Annotated in this window: 12 protein-coding genes; 5 read left to right on the top strand and 7 right to left on the bottom strand. The window is 69.3% G+C overall.

Annotated features, from left to right (window positions below; translation table 11 throughout):
* Positions 1–8: 8 nt before the first annotated feature.
* The 6 genes from ACFY1L_RS27705 to ACFY1L_RS27680 all read right to left on the bottom strand — a co-directional run bounded on the left by ACFY1L_RS27705 (position 9) and on the right by ACFY1L_RS27680 (position 9045).
* The gene (locus ACFY1L_RS27705) at positions 9–488 is read right to left on the bottom strand and encodes a hypothetical protein (protein ID WP_388829817.1); all 480 of its coding nucleotides are present in this window, start codon (positions 486–488) and stop codon (positions 9–11) included.
* Entirely contained in the window at positions 485–3766 is a 3282-nt protein-coding gene (locus tag ACFY1L_RS27700) for an ATP-binding protein (RefSeq protein ID WP_388829815.1), read from the bottom strand. Before ACFY1L_RS27700 ends, ACFY1L_RS27705 begins: the two co-directional genes overlap by 4 nt.
* A gap of 319 nt (positions 3767–4085) precedes the next feature.
* Positions 4086–5450: an AAA family ATPase gene (locus ACFY1L_RS27695; protein WP_388829812.1), complete on the bottom strand. Its 1365-nt coding sequence runs from the start codon at positions 5448–5450 to the stop codon at positions 4086–4088.
* A complete protein-coding gene (locus ACFY1L_RS27690) occupies positions 5447–6964 on the bottom strand; it encodes a hypothetical protein (protein ID WP_388829810.1) in 1518 nt (505 codons plus the stop codon). The genes ACFY1L_RS27695 and ACFY1L_RS27690 overlap by 4 nt, the downstream gene beginning before the upstream one ends.
* Entirely contained in the window at positions 6961–8079 is a 1119-nt protein-coding gene (locus tag ACFY1L_RS27685; RefSeq protein WP_388829808.1) for a hypothetical protein, read from the bottom strand. The genes ACFY1L_RS27690 and ACFY1L_RS27685 overlap by 4 nt, the downstream gene beginning before the upstream one ends.
* A gap of 90 nt (positions 8080–8169) precedes the next feature.
* Positions 8170–9045: a hypothetical protein gene (locus tag ACFY1L_RS27680; RefSeq protein WP_388829805.1), complete on the bottom strand. Its 876-nt coding sequence runs from the start codon at positions 9043–9045 to the stop codon at positions 8170–8172.
* Between the two features lie 136 nt (positions 9046–9181).
* Here ACFY1L_RS27680 and ACFY1L_RS27675 point away from each other — a divergent pair, with 136 nt between their 5' ends.
* The 5 genes from ACFY1L_RS27675 (at position 9182) to ACFY1L_RS27655 (ending at position 19283) form a co-directional block, all read left to right on the top strand.
* On the top strand, positions 9182–10822 hold the full coding sequence (locus ACFY1L_RS27675) for a PD-(D/E)XK nuclease family protein (RefSeq protein ID WP_388829802.1): 1641 nt from the start codon (positions 9182–9184) through the stop codon (positions 10820–10822).
* Positions 10819–11994, top strand: a complete 1176-nt coding sequence (locus ACFY1L_RS27670) for a hypothetical protein (protein WP_318295290.1) — start codon at positions 10819–10821, stop codon at positions 11992–11994. Before ACFY1L_RS27675 ends, ACFY1L_RS27670 begins: the two co-directional genes overlap by 4 nt.
* Positions 11987–15421: a signal recognition particle gene (locus tag ACFY1L_RS27665; RefSeq protein ID WP_388829799.1), complete on the top strand. Its 3435-nt coding sequence runs from the start codon at positions 11987–11989 to the stop codon at positions 15419–15421. Before ACFY1L_RS27670 ends, ACFY1L_RS27665 begins: the two co-directional genes overlap by 8 nt.
* An 84-nt stretch (positions 15422–15505) precedes the next feature.
* Positions 15506–18361, top strand: a complete 2856-nt coding sequence (locus tag ACFY1L_RS27660) for a pPIWI_RE module domain-containing protein (RefSeq protein ID WP_388829797.1) — start codon at positions 15506–15508, stop codon at positions 18359–18361.
* Positions 18362–18620: 259 nt separating this feature from the next.
* On the top strand, positions 18621–19283 hold the full coding sequence (locus ACFY1L_RS27655; protein ID WP_388829792.1) for an HAD family hydrolase: 663 nt from the start codon (positions 18621–18623) through the stop codon (positions 19281–19283).
* Here the strand turns inward: ACFY1L_RS27655 and ACFY1L_RS27650 are convergent.
* Entirely contained in the window at positions 19264–20490 is a 1227-nt protein-coding gene (locus ACFY1L_RS27650; protein ID WP_388829786.1) for a helix-turn-helix transcriptional regulator, read from the bottom strand. The two genes, ACFY1L_RS27655 and ACFY1L_RS27650, sit on opposite strands and share 20 nt — an antisense overlap.
* Positions 20491–21440 lie beyond the last annotated feature (950 nt).

Genomic DNA, 21440 nt, shown 5'->3' with positions numbered 1-21440 from the left:
GCTTGCTTTCAGTAGTCGGAGAGGAGAGTGCGGATGGCCTTGCGAGCGCGGTTGGCGTCAACGCCGATGCACTTGGAGTACCAGTAGTAGGTCTCCTCGGTACTCATGGCGTTGATGCCGGCGACGAGTGCGCGGACGCGCTCATGCTTGGCTATGGGCTGGGTGGCCATCAGAGTCAGGGCCAGGCGTACGCCGTCGGGTTCGGTGAGCCGGATTGGCGCCTTGCGGGTGAAGGTCAGCACGCTTGGCTGGTGGCCCGATCGCTTCACGGCAGTGAAGAGAGCGTCGACGACGCGGCCCGTCTGCTGCGGGGTGAGGTTGACGACGGGCGTGGCGAAGACGGAGGCCGCCTCTCCGAAAGTCTCCTCGACGGTGAGGCCGTAGGTCTCACCACGGCCGGCCTTCACGATGAGACGGAAACCGCGGACGCCGGCGACAGCAGCGAGCCGTCGGCTCGGGACGGCCGTCGCGCGCTGGGGCATGGTCACTTGGTCACCTCCGCCGTCATCATTGTGCTCTTGATGCCGAGCTTCTTGATCACATCGTGGATCTGCGTGAACTGAGGGTCGTCTACATCGAGTGCCGGGGCGAACCGGAAGGTGAGCGTGACGTCGCCGACCACCTTCGTGGCAGCGGTGAGCGCCTTCTTAGCGTGGCCGTAGGCCATCTGGAAGTCGGCGCGCTCGGCGGTGCCCTGGAACTGGATGCCGCCTCCGGTGAGCCCCTTGTACTCGGCGCGGATGGTGCAGCGGACCGTGAGGGCCTGCTTCTGCAGCATGCCGAGCGAGGCGACGGCGAGGTCGATGTCGCTTGTGCCGGACGCGGCATCCGCGCTTGCCTTCATGGTGAGAGTCGAGATGGTGCGGATGGTGTAGTCAGAGACGGCGTCGAGCAGTGTCTGCATGGCTGCGCCGCCGGGACCGTTCGCAGTGAAGGTCTTGGAAGTGGCCGTGCGGGTGGGGACTTCGACGCCGATATCATCGGCGGTCTCGCGGGGCAGGATGTGGAGGGTGTCGAGGCCCTTGTCCTTGATCGCTGAGGGTGAGAGTGCCCGGACGCCGGCAGCGGGCTCGGTGTCGGTGACGACAAACCAGCCGTACTCGCTGGACTGGACGGCGGTGGCCAGCAGGTCGAGAACGTCGGTTTTGGAGGGCTCGCCGCCGCAGACGGCTTCGAGGCGAGAGCGGAGGTCGGCGCCGGTGAGTTGGTCTCCAGTGAGTACCGAGCGAAGGTCGGTCTGGGTGGGTTTGCGGACCAGCAGGCCGCGCAGCTGCGCCTCGGTCATGGTCATGACCTCGGTGTCGGCGCTGAAGGTGATCGACATGCCAGCCTGGTTATTGGCCGTATAAGCCTTTCCGCTGGCGGAGTCGTAGTAGACCCAGTTGTCGTGGTTGACGCCGTTGACGATCGCGTCACGCAACAGGGAGGGGTTGCGGACGATGGAGACCTTATGGTCGGCCCAGAAGTAGTCGGCGATCGCGGCCGTGCTGGTGGCCTCCTTGTTGGCCCACGTACGGTTGCGTAGGAAGGAGGCCGTGAACGGGCTGGTGCGGATCTTGTCCTCGTCGGTCATCAGGGTGATGACTGCGGAGGTGGCATTCTTCGGGTCGCCCTGGGCCTGGGCGGGGAGCTCGCGGTGGCGCAGGTAACCGGTGGCCTTCTCATCGGCTGGGTAGTAGATGTGCTTGAAGCACCGGGTGACCGCGATGCGTGCCTGGAGCCGGGCCTCTTTGTCGTAGGCCTCGACCTTCTTGCGGACCTCATCGCTGAACTGGCCGAGCCGGTGGGTATCCGCGGCGAGGTTGTTGGAGGCGATCAGGGCACGTGCGCGGTCCTTGAGTACGTGGATCTGCTCGGCGTCGGCCAAGGCGAAAACCAAGGAGTTACGGTACTTGCGCGGCGTGCCAGCCGAGCCGACCTTGTCGAGCATCTCCACAATCTGTGCCGGCGGCTGGTCGGCGTGGCGCGGGTCGACGGTGACGACATCGTGGTCAAGCACGACCACGCGTAGCGCGTTCTTGTCTGGGATCTCGGCAGGGCCTGACGGGAAGTGGATCGCGGTGACACCGCCGTCGTTGGTGAACGCCTTGTGTATCAAGCTGTCAACTTCCGCAGCGACCGCAGTGTTGGCCACATTGCGTTTCTCGGTCTCGATGATGGCGTTGACGTTGGGCTCGATGTTGAAACGCCAGCGAGCACCGTCGTACGACAGATGCCAGAAGACCTTCTCCGACTCAGTCAGTGCCTTCTCGAAGATGGTGGCGTCCTCGCCGGGGCGCAAAGTGCCGACCAGCCAGTCGTTGCGGCCCGCCCCTGCGGTCGAGACCATCTCGAGGGAGTGGGTGAACACGGTGCGGGCCACGCGGGTCGCGTAGGCAGGTTTGCCGGGGAAGACGTCGGCGTCGACGACAGCCGCGTGGGAAGCCTTGGAGGCGAAGTCGCCCTTCGCTACGCTTGCGTACTCGGCGCGTCCGAGACCGTCGGTGAGGTGGTTGAGAACCGGCTCGTTGGAGTAGTCGACGTCGCCGACGTTGATGATCGTTGTGTCGTCCTTGGTCGCGTAAATGTTGGCTACGACCTCGGCGAGAAGCTTCAGAGCGCCTCGGGCGCGCTGGAACTCGGTGATGTTGCCCAGGCGCTTGTCGAGGACGCGGACCAGCTCCGGGTGGAACGGGTAGGTTTTGGTGACCAGGTCGCCATAAGTAGCCGACTGCTCGGCGCCGCCGGCGAGTTGCTCCGTCTTGGCGAGCTGCTCGTAGAAGTCCCGATAGGCCTCCCCTGCGGCCTTGGCGGCGTCCTCGTCGACGGAGGCGAAGAGGCGTTTCTTGAGGATCTCTCCGATCTCGTTGTCATCCGCAGGCTTGATCACCGCGCTCGGCTGTACTGCGCGGGTCAGCACGTCGCCGGTCTCCTGGGCGGCCTTGACCGATGCGGTGTTGGCGGCGTCGGCCTTCTCTCGTTCCTCACCGGTCAGCTCGCTGATCTCGGTGGTCTCCGCCCCGAACGCGTTGGTTGTAGCGGCCAGAGTGATGATGACCGAAACCCTGTTGGTCGGGTCGGAGGCGACCTCGAAGAGGTTGCCGAGGAATACAGGGATCGCACCGACCATGCGGCGTACGTCTTCGCTGCCGGAGGAGGACACCACACGCAGGTGCTTGGCGATTTCGTCGACGATGACCACCGTCGGCTTGCCGCCAAAGGCGGCCTTGATCGTGGCGGTGCCCGGAGCGGTGCGTTGGGTGTCGTTTGCCTCCATCGCCGCGAACGCGTCATCACCAAGCTGGGCGGCCATCTCACCCCACATTGTGTACGTGCGATGGCCATTGGTCTCGAGGCCTGCAGTGGGATCGAGGACGTCACCGACTAGGGCCGCGACCTGGACCGGACCGTCGGGAAGCAGGCTTGGGTCGAGGAACTCGGTGATGTTGGACGGCCGGGCACCCCTGGCGAGGTGGTAGACGGCGGTTAGCCCGTGGGTCTTGCCGCCACCGAACGAGGTCGTCGGGCGCAGCACGCCGTTCTCCCCCGCGACACCCTTCGATCCAGTCAGGCGGCCGAAGGTCTTGGTGAGCAGCTTCTTCAGGCCGCTCGTGGGGTAGGTCTGCGAGAAGAAAGCCTCCGCGTCGCCGTACACCGGATAGTGCTTCGCGTCGCGGACTACTTTGTCCAGTTGTGCTGCGAAGTGGTTGTCCGACAACCCGCCTTCGAGCACGTCCTCTCGCGGAACGCACACCTTCCGCAGAGCCGTCAGGTTCGACGCTGCCATGTCTCTCCTACCCCCCAGACGCCGTGCACGCGGCGTCGTTCCTTGATCTGTGCATCATGCTATTGCAGGCCACCGACAAACCATGTCGAATTCTGCCGTTGGTCGCACATCGTCCTGCAGCAGCCGGATGTCCGCCTGATCCGTCCTGTCCGACGGGCAGTGCGGCGCCCGGCCTCATTGTCTGCAGCGTTTCCCAACCGGTGGGCCAGGTAGTCACGCCCCCGCGTGACTGAACTGGACGGGGCTTGAACCCGGATCGTGAACACTCGAGACACTTGGGTCCAGCCCCTCAACGAAAATGACCCTATCCGCCCCGTGATCACGTCGCCCGCACCCTGTGCTCCCCCCGCTCCAGACGCCCCATTACCACCTGATGCGCCCGCCACCCATCCGGAAATTTAGGCGGCACATCCAGATAGACAGGACTGCTCCGCGGATGCCGGTCCAGCAGGTCGCGGATGCCGGCGCGGGCCACGACGATGCAGGCGAAGCGGTGCCGGGACAGCAGGACGCACAGGCGGCCCGTCTCCAGGTGGAAGGCGGAGGCGTCCTGGCGGCCGGACAGTGGGTGCCAGACCAGGGTGACGTCGAACTCGCGGCCCTGGAGGCGGTTGGCGGTGTCCACGGTGATGCCGGTCAGGCCGCGCGGGGCGAGGCGGGAGCGGACCGCGTCCGCCTGCACGGTGCGTGCCGTGCCGATCGCGATGCGCGACGCGGTCAGGGGGGCGCCGTTGACCAGTGCGCCGCGCTCCAGCAGCCGGGCCGCCGTCGCCGCGAGGGCGTCCGCCACCTCCGGGTCCTGGTCCAGGGTGTGGCGGGCGGGGAGTTCCAGGTGGCCCCAGCCGGAGTCGGCGGCCCGGGCGAGGACGTCGTCCAGTGGGCCGGAGCCGTGCGGCAGGCTGGCGTACGAGAGCACGCGCTCCGGCGCCGTCGTACCGGGGACGAACCGGTAGAAGGGGTAGAAGGCTCGCTCGACCAGGGGTGCCGCCGTCTCCGGGAGGCGCCAGGAGACGGGGAGCTGGTGGCGGAGGAAGTCGGGGTTGTGGGCGAGGGTGACGTCGACCGCGTTGCGCAGGGGGTCCCAGGTCAGGCCGTGCCAGCGGTCGGTCTCCACGGTGGCGAAGGGGTCGAGCTGGCCGGGGTCGCCGACGAAGAGGACCTGTGAGTCGTCCTGGGCGAACAGCGGGGCCGTCGCCAGGAGGCCATCCGAGCGCATCTGGTACGCCTCGTCGACGATGGCCCACCGCCACGGCGCGCACTTGTCCGGCGTGACGAACGACCACTTCTTCGCGGTGGACACCACGACGGGCAGGTCGCGCAGGTCCGTCACCTGGTTGCTCCCGGTCACGTTGGGGTGCCGGGTGACGCGGGGCGGGAGGACGTGGCCACTGGCGTGGAGGCGGCCGAGCGCCAGGCCGGGGTGCTCCCGCGCGATGCGGTCCACCAGGTCGTCGACCTGCTCGTTGGTCTGCGCGACGATCATGAGCTGGTGTCCCGCGGACGTCAGGTGCCCGGTGGCCTTCACCACCAGCGTGGACTTTCCGGCTCCGGGAGGGGAGTCCACGACGACGCCACGGCCGGGCGCGGTGTCGAGGCTGGTCAGGATCCCCGCGACTGCCCGGTCCGCGCGTTCGCCGGGGGTGAGGGCTTCGGGTTCCCCGGTGTCGGGAAGGAGGGCAGTCACTCCCAGGTCTCCTCTGCGTCCTCGTCGGTGGGCTCGTACGGCTGCGGCGGACCGCCGTGGGTCCAGGGGGTGTTCTCCTCGTCGGGCAGGGCGGACGGCATGGCCGTGGGGTTGAGCGTGGTGTACGTCAGCTCCTCGCCGGTCTCCGCGAGGGTGCCGGGCGGTGCCGGCGGTGTGCGCTTCCTCGCGAAACCGCCCTTGAGCTGGAGCACCACGGTGTGGCCGCCGTCGTCCTCCCGCCTGACGTCGAGGATGCGGGCCTCCTGGCCGGGCCGGGCCGGGGACTTCACCTCCGTGCCGATCGCGAGATCGACGCGGGCGTCGGTGTCGGTGCGCAGGGTGATCGTCGGACGCCACACCTGGGATCCGGGACGCTCGCCGGGGACGAGGCGGTCCTCGTCCCTGGCCGTGACCGTGCCCGTGAACGCCTCGCCGGTCAGCTCGTACTCCGCCATCACCAGCGGGTCGTCGTACGCGCGCTGCGCCTCGTAGCGGGTGACCGCGTCCTCCAGCCGGGCCAGGCGGCGGGCGGCTCGGACGGCCTGGTCGCGGCGGGCCTGCGGGCGGCCGTCGGCGTCCAGGTACTCGGCGTACTCGGAGAACCAGCGCCGGTCGAGGGCCCAGCGGCCGGGGACGTGGGCGCCCTCCGGCAGCTTGCGGAGCAGCTCCACGCCGCGCCACATCAGCCGCCAGGTGGGCAGCATCTGGCCACTCAGCTCACGGTCGATCTGGCGGCCGACCGCCTCGCGTCCGCGGTCGTCGGACGCCTCGTCGTAGCGCGTCATCAACTCGTGCAGGGTCCGGTCGAAGACCGGGTCGGTGGACGGACCGGCCGGTGGCCACACGGCGGGGTCCTCCGCCTCACGCGCCGCCCGCGCGCCGTCGCTGCCCTCCGGTGGATCGATCCAGGCGAGCAGGGACGCGAGGTGGGAGTCCTCGGAAGAACTCTGGCCCGTGGCCCAGTTGGCGGCGAGCAGCCGGGTCATCGCGAGCATCACACCGGAGTCCGGGAACTCGGCCAGGTCCGCGAACCAGGTCAGCCACTTGCCGAGGATGGGCACAGACGGGTCGACGGCGTATGGCCCGTCGGTGGCCCGCAGTCTGGTCAGTCGGCCGAGCAGGCGCACGTACGCGATGCCCTCGCCGTTCGGCACGAGGAGCTGCGGAGCCCGCTGGAAGCGCAGACGTTCCTCCTTCTCCTTGCCGCGGCCGACGGTGTAGGGCTCCGTCTCCGTCCGGCACCCGTCGATGTACGCGAGGAGGAGGGCGGCAAGGCGCTCGGCGAACCGGAAGCGTTCGGCGCGGTTGCGCGGCTGGTGGACGGTCAGCAGGGTCGGGTGCTCGGGGTCCGTACCCGCGAGCGCGGCCAGGGGCGCGCACGCCTCGCCGGCGAGGGTGAGCGGCACCAGGACCAACGGCTTCTCGTCCAGGTACTGGTGGCGGACGGTCGTCAGCGGTTCGGCACGGCCGGTGCGGGAGGCCGTGAGCGTCGCGACGGTGGACAGAACGCTCATGCGGCCCCCCGGCGGAGTCGGCGCAGCCGGGCGGCGGCGCGCAGCAGGTCGGCGGCTTCCGCCTCGGCCTCTCCGGGGGCGGCGACGCCGTCCAGGTAGTCGAGCGCGGTGCGGGTGGAGTCGATGCCCGGCAGGTCGTTGCGCACGCCGCTGCCCAGCCGGGCCGGCGAGGCGCATCCGTCGGCCTCGTCGCGGCAGTAGCGCGCCATTTCGCAGAAAGACAGGCAGGAAGGCGTGTACGACGCGTCCAACGCCTCTATGGAGGAGGAGAGTTCGTCCGCGCTTCGGGTCGTGTCCAGGGTCGCCGTCTCGGGGAGCCGGGCCGCGAGGTCCTCGGCGCGCCGCAGCCGCGAGAGCTGGAACTGGAGGGCGTCGAGTTCCTGCCGGAGGTCGATCAGGCGACCGTAGGGGCGGTTGGAGAAGTCCTTGGGGCAGACGAGCAGGAACTCGTGGGAGATCTGCTCGGTGGACAGACCGGCGCTCTCGAAGGCGCGGTGCAAGGCGAGGACGTACACCGCGGCCTGCTTGGCCGCCTCGGCGACGGCGATCGGATTGGCCTGGCCGTCGATCGCCGCGAACGAGCGGATCAGGACGACGTGGAACTTCCCCCCGATGCGGTGGGTGAGCGCGTCCGGCTCCAAGTACGCCGTCTGACCGGCGACTTCGAGGGTGAGCACGGGACGGTCGAGGATGAGGCGTACGTCCTGGCCGGAGGCCACGTGCGCGATGAGGCGGCGAGTCTCCCGCTCGCGCAGGTGCAGGGCCGTGTTGCCCCCTACCTCGTTGAGGTCGGTGACATGGGCCTCCGCCACGGGAACCGAGAGCTGCTCGCGCAGCAGCCGGATGAGCTCGGCGTAGCTGCCCCACTTCACGAGGCCGTGGAACGCCTGTTCGCGGGCGAGGGAGAAGGGTGACTGGCCGAAGCGCGGCTCGTATCCGACCTGCTGGGCGAGCAGCGCCTTGTCCACCCCGGCGGCGTCGAGGACGGCGCGGCGGGCGCAGGCGGGATTGGCGGTCAGGGCGGTGATCTTGCGGGCGGTGTACGGCTGAGGGGGCTGCGGTCCACGCAGCCGCGCCAGTCGGTTGTCGGGAGGTTCGGACTGCTGCGAGGGCATCGTCTCTACTTCGGGAACGTCTTCGGGAACGTCTTCAGGACCTCACCGGCGTGCGAGGCGTCTGACGTCATCGCCGTCGGGAAGGGGTCGTCAGGACAGGGTCCCACTCGCGTCGCGCAGGGCGTCACGCATCGGTGCCGCACCGAACAGCTGCTGTACGTCGGCGAGTTGGGTACGGGCGCGCTGCGCGGCCGCTTGCCGTTGCTGGTCGTCCTCCTGCTGGTGGACGGCCGCTTCGGCATGGGCGGCGGCGATCACGCGGGCGGGGTCGGGTTCCGGGGCCGCGGCGTCGTAGGCGCCCGGGATCGTGAGGGCGAAACGGCGCAGCAGCCGCCAAGCTGCGTCGGGGGCCGGATGCCCCGCGGTGGTGAGTCGCCGGATCTGCTCGGCGGTTCCCACCGCGTGGGTGAGGAAGTCGGCGCGCGGGCTGAGCGGGCCGATGATCCGCCGTTCCACGGGCCAGGTGGACAGGGCCAGGAGTCCGCGTGCGGGGACCAGGCGGTCGTGGGTCAGTGCCGCGCAGATGTAGTACGGGCGGGCATAGCCCTGTGCCGTGAAGGATCGCTCCTCGTCGCGGCGGAGGGACGCGAGTTTGGTGGCGACCAGTGACTCGGTGAAGAACGCCTCGTACGTGGACGAGATGAGCTTCGGGGAGGCAGGGGCGCCCAGCAGGGTGAGTGCCTGGTGGACCTGTTCGCGGATCGGGATGGAGCCGTGCGTCGGGCGCTCCGCACGGCGTGAGGCGGCTGTGGTTGGCGACGCCTGCGGGGCCGGGGGCTCGGCCGGGAGTGCCTCGCCGTCCGGTTCCGCCTCGGTCTCGAGGGCGTGCTCCCAGGCGGCCTCGGCTTCGCGCAGCGCGCGACGGATGCGCGCGGTTTCGGCCTTGTCCTGTGCGCGCACGGCACCGCGCAGCTCGGTGCGCAGGTGGGACAGGCGCTGCTCGAGTTCCTCCAGTGATGCCGCCATGTGGGGCAGCTTAGCGCAGCAACCAACCTATGCCAAGAACTTCCAATGAGTTCCAAGATTACCTGCTACGGTCGAATGCGGCGGCGCACCCGGCCGGTCCGAAGGGTGCCGTCTGTTCCGAGACAAGGGGGAGGCAATGAGTCACGACACGACGGCATGGCACAAGCCGCACTGGCTGACCGGGAATGACGACCTCGTTCGCGTGGGGCCCGGTACGGGCGGGAGCGAGGAGCACACCTGCCCCTCGCACGCCGCTGCCAAGGCCCGGCCCGGTCTCTGGCCGGCCCGGCGTCTCCGTCTTCCGAAGCCGGAGCTCGAGACGTTCACCCTCGGGCCGGTGATGGACGCCGTCGACCGGGTCGAGTTCCACGGTGAGACACCCGACCAGGCCCTGGCGGGGCTGCGCTCCCGCACCCCCGCGCTCCACCCCGGTCACCTGACGTATGCCGAGCACGCCCTCCGTACGTACATAGAAGCGTGCACCGGCGACGGTGAGCAGCGGCTGCAGCCGGTCCGTCCGTACTGGGTGGCCCAGCGGGAGAACGGCAAGTTCTGGGAGATGTATGCCTGGTGGCGCAGGTACGAGTCGGCCGACGGACGACTGCGCGAGTACCGACGGCTGCGGCACGGCGAGGCCAAGGACTCCGAGCCCGGCGAGATCGCCATCGCCGTGTACGTGGCCGTTCACGGGCGCCAGGCGGCCTGGCCGCGGAAGTGGGCGCGCGCGTTCCAGCCGTACGGACCCACCGCCCGGCCCGAGCGGGTGCGTGTCGTCGAAGTCGGGCTCTCCGACGGACGGCCGCGCGTGCAGTTCGACGGGACGGCCGAGGAAGCCGAGGCCTACTACGCCGAGCACGGGCACGCGCACGTGGCCCGTGTCGTGGCGGGCGGCAGGCCGGCACCCGGCTCATCCTGCGTCGACTGCAAGCAGTTCACGGGCTGCGAGGCCGTGCCGCGCAGGCCGGGCGTCCTCGGCCTTCCCTCGCGGGTGGCACCGCTGAGGAAGGTGTCGGTCAGCGATCTGCGCTATCACGCGGCCTGCCCCGCACAGGGGTTCCTCCGCGCCCTGCACCTGCCCAAGTCCGACGAGTACGGCAGCGCGGCCAGGCTCGGCCAGGCGGTGCACGGCTGGATCGAGAAGCTGCACCGGCGCCCGGGACGGCCGCCGTGTGCGGCCAGAGACATGCCCCCGGAGGGCGAGAACTGGACAGAGGGACGCTGGCGGGTCTCCGACGAGGACGCCGCGACCGGTCGGGACATGCTGCTCCACCACGTCGACGCCTGTCCCTTCCAGGACGCCGCACTCATCCAGCGGGTCGAGCCCGAAGCCCTCCGAGTCGTCCACGACACCGCGGCGCAGGCCGTCGTCATCGCCAAACCCGACCTGCTCTACCAGGAGGACGGCTCGTGGGTGTGGCGGGAGCTCAAGACGACACGGAAGCGGCGCCGCCACCACGAGGACCTTCTCGACACCTACCCCCAACTCGCCTTGGCGGTCGCGCTCCTGGCTCAGGGTGCGCTGGGCGGCGATCCGGACGGCTCGCGCGTCGAGGTGGAGATCCTCCGGCCGGACGGTTCCGATCCCCACGTGATCGACCCGACGGACCCCGGCCGACAGCGGAAGGCGCTGTCGGTGCTGCGGCGGTACGCCGGCCCGTGGCGGGAGGACGAGACATGGGACGCCCGCCCCGGACCGCATTGCCTGTCCTGCCCGGTCTCCCGGTGGTGTCCGAGCGCCGCGCCCGACGGCGCCGTCGCGGGAGAGGGGGAGTCGTGACCACGACCGACATGAGGGAGGCACGGTCCGAGGACGCCGTCGGCACGGACGAGGGGTTGCTCCGACAGATCGCCAGCGCCCTGGCGTGCCTGTCCCGGCAGCGGACCGTACCCAACCCGGTCTACCCGGCGAAGGTGCAGAACGCGTACAACCGCCTCGTCCTGCACTGCCTGCGCCGGGGCGAGGAACCGCCGGGCAGCGTGCCGCAGATGGTCCGCTGGGCTGGTGAACGGCCGCTGATCGAGTGGCCGTTGGAGCTGCCGCCCGACAACTTTCCCGGAGCGGCCCTGCTCGTCGATCCGGAGACCCGGCTGCCGCACCAGCTGTGTCTGGAGTGGGAGGTGAGCGCGGCCGACCCGGCGGCCGAGCTCTTCGAGAACGAACGCATCCGGGAAGCACTCGCCGTGTGCCGTGCGGCCAAGGCCCCGCAGGCCTACACCGCGTTCCGGGCCCTGCTCACCTCCAGGCCCGTGCTGACCGGCGCCGAGCTGGCACTGCTCGGCGGCGATCCCGACTGCGGAATGCTGCTGCACGACGTGATCAAGCGCTGCTACGAGCCTGTGCCCGCCTCCTATCTGAGGCGCGGCACGTACCGGCAGTGCGCTCGCTGCCGCTGCCTCATGGTGCCGCTGCTGCACGGCAGCCACCGCTGCGAACTGGACCGGTGCCGCCGCGACGGCACATCGGACGAAGGCACGCCGCTTCGTGCCGACAAAGGCGGGGTCTTCCAGCTCAGCCGCCCCCTGCGGATGTTCATCACCAGCCCCGGGCTCGCGGAGACCGATCTACAAGCCGCCCTGGAGAAGAAGTTCGGAATCACCGCCGAGATGTGGCCCAACTACGACGCGTACGACCTGCGCGTCCCCCTGTCTGAGCGACGGCACTGGGCGGTGGACGTCAAGGACCGGGTGAACCCCGTTCTCCTGGCGCGCTCCCTCACGCCGTTCAGGAACGAGCCGCCGTACGACCGTGCATTCCTCGTCGTGCCCCGCTACCGCTTCCGCGACAACGAGGCGTATGGGCGGCAGTTCCGCCGAAACCTGCCGGAGGACCTGGCCGATCGGGTCACCCTGCTGGACGACCAGGCCTTCCTGCGGCTGGTCGCCGATGAGATCTCCACCCCGCGTGACAAGGCGGGGGACCCGCGTACCGAAGGAGGACGCCGTGCGTGACCGTAGGGGATGGCACCGGCGCTGCTCGCCGCAGCAGCTCACCGAGGTGTGGCCGGCGAACCTCGGCAGCTTCCGCCCCGGCGACCTTCTCGACGTCGAACTGGGCCTGTATCTCTTGCAGGACGTGACGCCCACCCGCACGGCCGCCGATGTCTGGCCGCTGTTGGGCGGTTACCCGTACAGCGAGGTGTTCGGAGACGTTCGCAGCGACGAACAGCGGCTTCGTGTTCTGCGCGCCCGCCACTATCTGTGGGACATGCGGCGACGGCACGCCTGGTCGGAGGCGCTGATCGACTACCTGAAGGTCCCCCAGCACCTGCGCGGATACGACATCGACGGACCCGGCTCCGTACCACGCCGTCGCGAGCCGTCGCGCGCCGCACGCCGTTTCGAGATCTTCGAAGAACTGCTCAGCACCGCTCCGCGGTTCGCGACGCGGTCCATTCCGTTCGCCGAGGAGGGAGAGCACACCTTCCGGGTGCAGGACCGTACCCACTCCGTGGTGTTCGACGAGGAACTGCTGACGGACACCCTGCCGCGCGCCCACGCGCTTGACGCACCACCGGCCGGGCGTGGAGAGCCCGTCGACGTCACCTGGGAAGAGCTCGAGAAGGCCGCCGACGAGATGGACGCCGTCGAGGCGACGGCACAGGGGCCGCGCAACGGCTGGGCCGGGCGGCTCCGGCGGGTGAAACTGCTCGTGCGCGACGCGGAACTCGGCCGCTTCACAGAACAGGGACGGCTGAGGATCGACCGGCTGCTGCATCTCGTGGGGATGGTGGGAGCCGGCAAGTCCACCCTCCGGGACATCCTGACCTACCACCTCGTGACCCGGACACCCCGCCGGGTCACCATCGTCGTCGGCGATGTGGCCGAGACGCTCGCCGTGGTGGAGCAGTTCGACCGGCTCGGTGTGCGGGCGGCGCCGATCCTCGGGCACTCCACCAGGGAGCGCAACATCAACCGGCTGCACCGCCGCACTGCCACGGCCGGCGCCGCCACCATGCTCGGGCACGACCACGCGGGCTTCGCCTACCTCAGCAGCGCCTGCCCCGTCGACGTGCTGCGCGGCCTGGAAGCCCGCCGCCCGCTCGGCGTCCGTGAAGCACCGTGCATCACGCTGTACACCGTCCCCGAGCAGGAGGCCACGGACGGCGATCCCCTCCTCGACGAGGAGTACAGCACGCAGCGTGACGCACAAGGCCCGAAGCCGCAGCGGAGACTGTGCCCGTTGTGGAACCGCTGTCCGCGCCACCGCGGGGCTCGTGATCTGGTCGACGCACAGGTGTGGGTCGCCACCCCGGCCGGTCTCGTGCACAGCTCCGTCCCACTGCACCAGCACCAGGAACAGCTCCGGTACCTCGAACTCGCGTGCCGACTCAGCGACCTGATCATCGTCGACGAGGCCGACCGGGTGCAGATGCAGCTCGACACGGCCTTCGCGCCGGCCAGCACTCTGGTGGGCAAGGCCCCGAACTCCTGGTTCGACGAGGTCGCCGTCCACAAGTTCCAGCAGATGGCCCGGGACGGCCGGCTCCAGCTGTCCGCCCGTGACGTCGACGACTGGACCAACGCCGTCAACACGGTCAGCGCCGCCACCGACCGCCTCTTCGCCCTGCTCGTCAAGGACGACAAGCTCAGGCGGTGGATCAGCGTCGACTACTTCAGTGCCTTCACCCTCCACAACCTGCTGCTGGACAGCTGGTTCCCGGGGCGGAAGGAGGGCGAACGCCCGTCTGCGGCGGCCCGGACGCTGGACAGTGCGCTCGGCCGGTTCCGCGATGACCCGCTGCACGAGCAACAGAGCACGGGAGACGACGATGGAGTGACACCCTTGGTGAACACCTTCGTCCACCTCGCCCTGGAACTCCTGCACGCGCCTCAGGGAGCACGGACGCGTGAGAGGCTGCGCGACACCCTCACCGACATCGTCGGAGACGACAGCACGGTGCTCGCGGACGCCGACCTCCAGGCCCGGCGCTTCGAGTTCACCCTGCTCCTTTCCGCTCTGCACAGCCGTCTCGACTTCATGACCACGCTGTGGCCGCGCGTCGAGGCCGCCCTCAATCTCGAGAGCGCCTCGAACGTGCTCTCCCGCAGGCCCCCCAAGGACTACGAGGCGGTCATCCCCGAATCGCCCATGGGTAACGTCCTCGGCTTCCAGTTCCGCCACGACGACCGTGAACGCGATGGCGACCGCAGCGGTGAACTCCGCTTCTTCCACTGCAACGGCGTGGGCCGCGAACTGCTCATGCGGCTCGGCGACCTGTGCGCCGTGGACGGCCGCCCGGGCCCGCACGTCCTGCTCATGTCCGCAACGAGCTGGGCGGGCACGTCGAGCAGGTACCACGTGCACGCCGACGTCGGTGCCGTTCTGCGTCCTCACGACGAGGAAGTCGAAGCCGTCCTGGGCAGCGAGTTCCGCAAGGAGTTCTTGTACTGGCCCGGGAACGACCGGCCCAAGCCGCTGCGCCTGTCCGGCTGCGACCCCGAAGAACGGCCACAGGCCCTTCTGCACATGCTGCACCAGCTCGCCGTGCCCGACCGGAGTCTGCCCGACGCCGAGAGCATGCTGGACGCCGAGCTGAAGGAGATCGACGATCCGGACCGCCGCCGCATCCTGTTGCTCGTCGGCAGCTACGACGAGGCACGTCGGGCCGCCGAGTACCTCAACCAGATCCCCGAGTGGAACGGCCGCGTCACCCGACTGGTGTCCGACGACGCGGACTCCGACACCGCCTGGACCCGGCTGCCGGAGGACGCCGCCGCACGGACGCTGCCCCGCGGTGATGTGAAGGCTTTCCCTTCGGTCGGCGGCGACATTCTCGTCGCGCCGCTGCTCGCTGTGGAGCGGGGACACAACATCGTCCTGCGCGATGGCAAGGCGGCCATCGGCACGGTCTACTTCCTGGCACGCCCACACCCTCGGCCCGACGACATCGCGCTCGCCATCCAGTCCATCAACGACTGGGCCGTACGCCAACTCCGGGATGCTGACGGATCCTTCCGGCAGAACGCGCTCGCCGCCGCCACCCCCGACCAGGCGGCTGTGGCGTTCCGCAGCCGCGCACGCCGTCAGTGGAACCGCTTCCTCACCCGGCGGCTGGCCTGGTCCAGCCTGCGGGACGAGGAGAAGACGGCGTTCACCTGGGACCAGCTCGTCGTCATGTGGCAGGTCATCGGTCGTCTGGTGCGCGGCGGCGTGCCGGCCCGGGTGGTCTTCGTCGACGCGGCTTTCTCTCCCAGAGAAGCCGGATTCCAGGACACGGACACCCCAGACACCAGCCTACTGGCGAGCATGCGTGAGGTGCTCGCCCCCTTCTTCGAGGACGGGAACACGGCGGAGCGGCACCTTGCCCCGATCGACAAGTCCCTGGTCCGTGAGCTGTACGAACCGCTCTACCGCGCCCTGGTGGACATGGGCTGACGGCATCCGTCACCACACCGCACCCCCGACGTGTTCGCGTCGCGTCCGAAGACTTAACGCCTTGCTCCGAGGAGAACCGACACCATGGCCTACCAGTACAACCGTCCGGCGGCGTACCTGCCCGACCCGGCACGGGGACCCTTCGTCTTCCCGATGCACACGCTCTCCCTGCCCGCCCACTGGGAGGAACCACTCCTGCGCCTTTACCACGGCGGAATGACAGAGGGGCAGGCCGAGCGACGGCGCCGCGTACCCACAGCGGCTGTCAACCAGCTGATGCGCGCCACCGCGCCGGACATCGTCACGGTCGACTCCACGGCACGGTTCGGTTCGGAGAACCCCTGGCTGTACTGCCAGGACGCGTACCCGATGGCGGTGACGAACCTCTACATCGCCACCTGGCTCAGGAGCCTCCCGCGCGATGCCGGCGATCCCGAGACCGCGGCCCTGCTGATGAACTGCTTTCGTGACCTCGACACCGCGGCTCTCAGCTGGCGGCCCGGCAGGGTCGACCTCCTCGAGCAGAAGGTGTCGCCCGGAGGAACCGCTCTGCCCGCGCCCCACGTGTACTGGTTGCTTCCCGACGTCCTCGCCGAAAGGATCGCGCGCCAGGGACCGTACGAACACCACGGGCAGCAGCTGTCGTTCCGACAGGTCGCCGGTCGCACGGGGGCCAGGGGGCAGGGAAGCGGGGGCGCCGAGCTGATGTCGAACGTGATCGAGTACGTACCCGGGCGGCGTGGTGGCGGCGACGGCAAGCCGGCCTACTACGCGGCGACCCTCCGCATCACCGTGCGCACCGTTCCCTTCTCACCCGTCCCGCGCGTCCACGTGGCCGCCGGCGTACGTCGGTTCGCCACCGGCAAGGTCTACATGCCGTACGGCAAGGGCGTGTCCGCGTACCTGCTCCCGGACGACTCCCTCGTCCACGATGGCCCGCAGTCGCAGCGTTTCGCCGTCGCCATGCTGGAGTGGAAGAACGGCACCACGGACTGGCGTCAGGGCGGAGCAGAAGGAATGCTCGCCGGGATCAGCGCACTCGACGCACTGCCGTCCCCGGACCGGCTGGTGAAGGAGGCCGACCACTGGATCCACGGCCGGGACGGCATCCGGATCGCGATCGGGCACCAGGCGGCCATGGGCAGGCACACGATCGGCACCGGACTGATGCCCAGTGAACGCCGACGGCTGATCGAGTGGGCGGAGCAGGCGATCGCTCCCGAGTTCGTCTCCGTTCCGAAGCTCGAGCGCAGTGCGTACGCGCGGCCGCCCAAGAAGCAGCTCAAGAAGCTGACGTCCATTCCCAAGAACATGGAAGAGAAGGATCCCGAAGAGCGCGCGGTCATCCTGGACCAGCGTGAGCTGAACGCGGCCCACAACGCTCAGGTTCTGCGGGCACGCCTGGCCGAAGCCCTCGAAGGGGAAGACCTCACCGCGGTCGTGCTCCACCAGAACGATGCCATCCGCGATCAGATGATCGCAGCGGCGGAAATGGGGCTGGGGCTGGCCGGGCACCGGCACGCGCAAGGCCCCGATACCTGGGTGTGGGAGGCGGAGGAGCTGACCGTCCGGCTGCACGCGCGGCCCCTGGGCGCTCTCGGCGCACCGCTGGGAGGCGACAGCGTGCCGCGCCGGGGGCAGGAGCACGACAAGGCCATCGAGGAGCGCCGTATCGGTGTCGCGCGGGCCATGGCCGCCTTGCGGGAAGCCGTACCCGGGGTGCGGCTGGCCTTCGTGGAGCTCGACGGGCAGGATGCCTTCCGCCACGCCAAGCGACGGACCGACCCCAAGCACGCGATCCGCCTCGGCTGCGCGGACGCAGGCCTGGTGACCCAGTTCATCCGTCCACCAGACCCGGATGCGGAGACGGAGGAGGCTCTCGCCGATGCTGGTCTGCGTGCCGCCGCGGCCTGGTCGGACGGCCTGCGCCAGACCGGTATGCGGCTGGTGCCCCAGCACACGCTCGGTGACACGCTCATCCCCGCGAACCTGAACCAGGTGGCCTTCCACCTCGTGGAACGCCGCCTTGACGGGCCCACAGGCAAGCAGCAGTTCACGCCGATCGCGGTGCTCATCCGACCGGGCGCGAAATGCGTGCTGGGCAAGTCGGCAGACATGCACGCATGGGTGCCGTACCCCGAACTCCTCAAGTCATTGACGGGAAGGGTCGAAGGCAGGAAGAACAGCGCGGAGCAGTCGGCCCTCATGGCGGCCTTCGTCAAGAAGACCCTCGCACAACTGCGCAGCACCCCGACGCTCGTCCTGGCCCACGCCCAGGACGTCCGCAAGCGCTGGCCGTGGCTGAGGAACGACGGTCTGGAACGCGACAGGCTCGGCCTCGACGGAAGCCCCGCCCAGCGGATCGGTCTCTACGGCAAGCAGCTGCGTGTCATCCGGATCGCCGACGGCAGCCGTGACGAAACGGCACAGTGCTGGGCCGAGGCGGAGGAACTCTCTCCCGAGCTGGAGGGCCAGCAGCGTGGGGGCATCGCGATGGGGCTGTGGCGGCCCGGAGTGCGGGGTGACTCGGACCGCGTCTTCTACAGCACGACCGGCAAGTCCGGCTCGCAGCCGAACCTCACCAATGACGACGCCAAACTCACTCCGCACACCAACGCCTCGGGCAACAACGCCTACCGGCCGACGGCGAACGCCTGGAATCCGGACCTCCTCGAACTGACCGTTGCGTGCCTTCAGCCCGGTGACGATGCGGAGGCATGGGCCGCATTCGTCCACCAGCAGCGTTTCAGCGAGGACTACCGTGCTGGTCGCGAGGGGTTGGCTCTGCCCTTGATCCTCCATCTCGCGCGACTCGCGGACGATTACGCTCTGCCTCACGAGATCGAGGAGGCCCTGGACCCGACGAAGCCCCTGGTCGTAGCTGCGTCCGCCGATTTTCCATCGGGCCAGATGGCCTTCGACTTTGACGACGACGAGTGACCTACACCCTTGAGGCCGCCAGACACGATCGCTGCCCTGCCTCCCGAGAGGGTTGACATGCGATGATCACCGCGCTGTGATCCTGCTTCGCACTAGGGTCGAGCTGTGCTCCCACGGTTGCCTACGGTCTTGAGCTCTTGTGCCTGCACCACCTGGCGGGACACATCGTGGCCAGTCACAGGAACTGCGGGCGTTCGATGGTGTATTCGGTCCGGCCTAGTGGGAAGAACGCCTTTGGCATGCCGGATACGCTGCCGCCATGATTCGTGCAGTTGTGTTCGACGTCGGTGAGTGCCTGGTGGACGAGACCCGGGAGTACGGCACGTGGGCCGACTGGCTTGGCGTGCCGCGGCACACGTTTCATGCGATGTTCGGCGCGGTGATCGCGCAGGGCCGTGACTATCGGGAGGTGTTCCAGGAGTTTCGGCCGGGCTTCGACCTGTACGAGGAGCGCGAGAAGCGGGCGGCCGCTGGGCGGCCGGAGCGGTTTGGCGAAGAAGACCTGTATGCGGACGTTCGCCCGGCGCTGGCGCGGCTGCGGGCGGAGGGGCTGTGGCTCGGTATCGCGGGCAATCAGACGATCCGGGCCGGCAAGCTCCTTCGGGAGTTGTTCTCCAATGACGTCGATCTGATCGGCACGTCGGACGACTGGGGTGCCAGCAAGCCGGACCCCGAGTTCTTCCGGCGGGTGGCCGAGGTCGTTCCATTTGCTGACGACGAGATTCTCTACGTTGGCGACCGCGTCGACAACGACCTGCGGCCGGCCGTCGCCGCGGGCATGCACACGGCCCTGGTGCAGCGTGGTCCATGGGCGACGATCCAGTGGTGCACCGAGGAGGCGGAGAAGCTCCCGACCTTCCGTATCGAGAGCCTCCAGGAACTGTCCGGGCTGATCACGGACTTCAACGGCTCAGCGCGCTGACCGTCGTCGACCAGGCATACAGCCGGTCGTCGAGTTCCCGTACGCACCGCTCCTGCTGGTGCGGAGCCAGCGTCCGCCGGACCTCCCGCACCCGGTCCATGCCCATCGCGTACCAGGTCCGCTCGAGCTGGTCGAGCGCCCGCAGCGCGTACGCGCATGCTTCATCGAGCCGACCGGCGGCGGCCTCGACCGCGGCGAGGTCGCCGAGGACGACCGTCGTCTGCTTCTCCTCACTCGGATCGAGGGCATCGAGGACGCCGAGCAGGGTCGCGCGCGCCTGAGGCAAGTGCCCGGCCTTCAGCTGCGTGTTGCCCTTGAAGGCCGCCAGCCGAACCGGGCTGAACCAGTCCAGCCACTCGGGGCTCTTGTGCTCGGAGCCCTCGGCGAGCGTGTCCTCGGCGTGCCCGATCAGATGAAGCGCGGTGCGGGTGTTGCCGCATCGGGTCTCGCACTCTGCCTCGACCGCGTCCAGCCAGGCCAGCAGTTCGGCGGAGGCGGGACCGCGGCGTGCGTAGGTGCGTGCGGCCACCATCCGCTCGACCGCGTCGTCACGGCGTCCGTCCCAGGCGGGGATGAAGGCGGTGTGGGCGAGGATCGCCGCGCCCAGCAACGGGGCGTCGGCCTCGCCCGCGGACTGCAGGGCGCGGAGCAGGGTCTGCCCGGCGCGGTCGGGCTCGCGCATGTCGAAGAACTCGATGCGTCCTGCGAGCAGGTAGGTCTCGGCGAGGGCCTCGGCGACGGTCCGTCGGGTCTGGCCGGCGGTTTCGGACAGTAGCGCGCAGCCCAGCGTGGCGTGGGCCAGCGCGGCCGGGTGCAGCGTGGCCGGGGCCACCGACCAGTACAGGCGTCGGTGAGATCGGGTGACCGAGGCGAAGTCGCCGGCGACGGTGGCGGGTTGCAGGGCCACCGCCTGCGTGGGGACGGCCGCGAGGCCCACAGCGGCGGCCGTGGCGGCCAGCACGGTGCGGCGCCCGCGGTCGGGTTGGGTGCTGTGCGGCGGGGTGAAGCCCAATGACTCGAGGTCCTGGCCGAGTTCGCGAGCAAGGGCCTGGGCCTGGTCGGGGTGCGGCCATGGCGGGTTGTCCGACTCCCAACGCCGTACCTGGCGGACACCGACGCCGAGGGCCTCGGCCAGGGCTTGTTGCGATCTGAAGCCGGCCGCCAACCGGGCTGCTTTCAGTCGGGTGTTGCCTGCGGGCCGTGGCACTGCTGCACCTCCATGTCGAGCACTGTGGACAGTGTCGCCACGAGTCCTCTCTCTGGCTACCCGTCACCGCACCGGCTCAACGAAAGTCCCATTAGCGGCGGTTGAAAGACCTCTTGAAGTCCTCGTTTGTGGGATGTGAGAGGGCCACTGTGGAGGACATCCGATTGCCGGTGCTTTCGAGGAGCCACGATGCCCAGCAGACCGCTACCGACCGCGGCAGGTTGTGTCCTGCATGACGCGGGCTTGGACTGGGACGCCATCCGCGTACCGCAGCACATTGGGCTCGCCGCGATGGTCATCCTGGGCGGTGGGTGCGGTGCGGTCGCTGAGGACCCGTACTCGATGGTCGTCTACTACTTCGTTCCCCGCGGCACCGCCGCGGGGTGGCGCGTCCGGCAAACCCGCGCGATCGGTCAGGGCGGTACCATCGCGATTCCGCCGGCGTCCTGGACGCATGGACCAGGCCCCCATTGGCGGAAGTGCCCTGGAGATAGCAGCTGGCTGAGCGATGCACGTGCACTCCAAGCGGCTCTTGAAGACTGCCTCCGCCTCAGGGCGGGATCGGAGCAGCCGGCATGAGCCGGCTCCAAGAGGCCGTCGCGGGGGCGACGATCGCTCTGTCCCTGCCTGCTCCCGTCGACTTGCCCGAGCCCCGGATTAGCGGCCGCGATTGTGTGTGGTGTGGAGTCGCCCTCACCGCCGAGACAGCCGTAGACCTCGGCACGCGCACCTTCGACACTCACGGCACCCAGGCGAACTGGTCACCTCGCAGCTGCCGTTCGTGCATAGCCGAGCAAGCGTATGAGGCGCTCTTCGACCACGCACCGAGCTGCGAGCAATGCGTCGACGACGTGGACCACTGCGAGATCGGCGTCGCTCTACGGCGGCTCATGCGAGAGGGGCGGCGGTGATGGGTCGTGCCGATCCGCTGTCGCTGCCAGCGCGATTCG

The sequence above is a fragment of the Streptomyces sp. NPDC001663 genome (genome assembly GCF_042893105.1).
Lineage (GTDB): Bacteria > Actinomycetota > Actinomycetes > Streptomycetales > Streptomycetaceae > Streptomyces.
This window is presented reverse-complemented; position numbering and strand designations above follow the sequence as displayed.

Excerpts from the sequence above, each read along its gene's own strand:
- ACFY1L_RS27680 (WP_388829805.1), bottom strand. The coding sequence starts at position 9,045 with ATGGCGGCATCACTGGAGGAACTCGAGCAGCGCCTGTCCCACCTGCGC.
- ACFY1L_RS27685 (WP_388829808.1), bottom strand. The coding sequence starts at position 8,079 with ATGCCCTCGCAGCAGTCCGAACCTCCCGACAACCGACTGGCGCGGCTG.
- ACFY1L_RS27655 (WP_388829792.1), top strand. The coding sequence starts at position 18,621 with ATGATTCGTGCAGTTGTGTTCGACGTCGGTGAGTGCCTGGTGGACGAG.
- ACFY1L_RS27660 (WP_388829797.1), top strand. The coding sequence starts at position 15,506 with ATGGCCTACCAGTACAACCGTCCGGCGGCGTACCTGCCCGACCCGGCA.
- ACFY1L_RS27700 (WP_388829815.1), bottom strand. The coding sequence starts at position 3,766 with ATGGCAGCGTCGAACCTGACGGCTCTGCGGAAGGTGTGCGTTCCGCGA.
- ACFY1L_RS27675 (WP_388829802.1), top strand. The coding sequence starts at position 9,182 with ATGAGTCACGACACGACGGCATGGCACAAGCCGCACTGGCTGACCGGG.
- ACFY1L_RS27690 (WP_388829810.1), bottom strand. The coding sequence starts at position 6,964 with ATGAGCGTTCTGTCCACCGTCGCGACGCTCACGGCCTCCCGCACCGGC.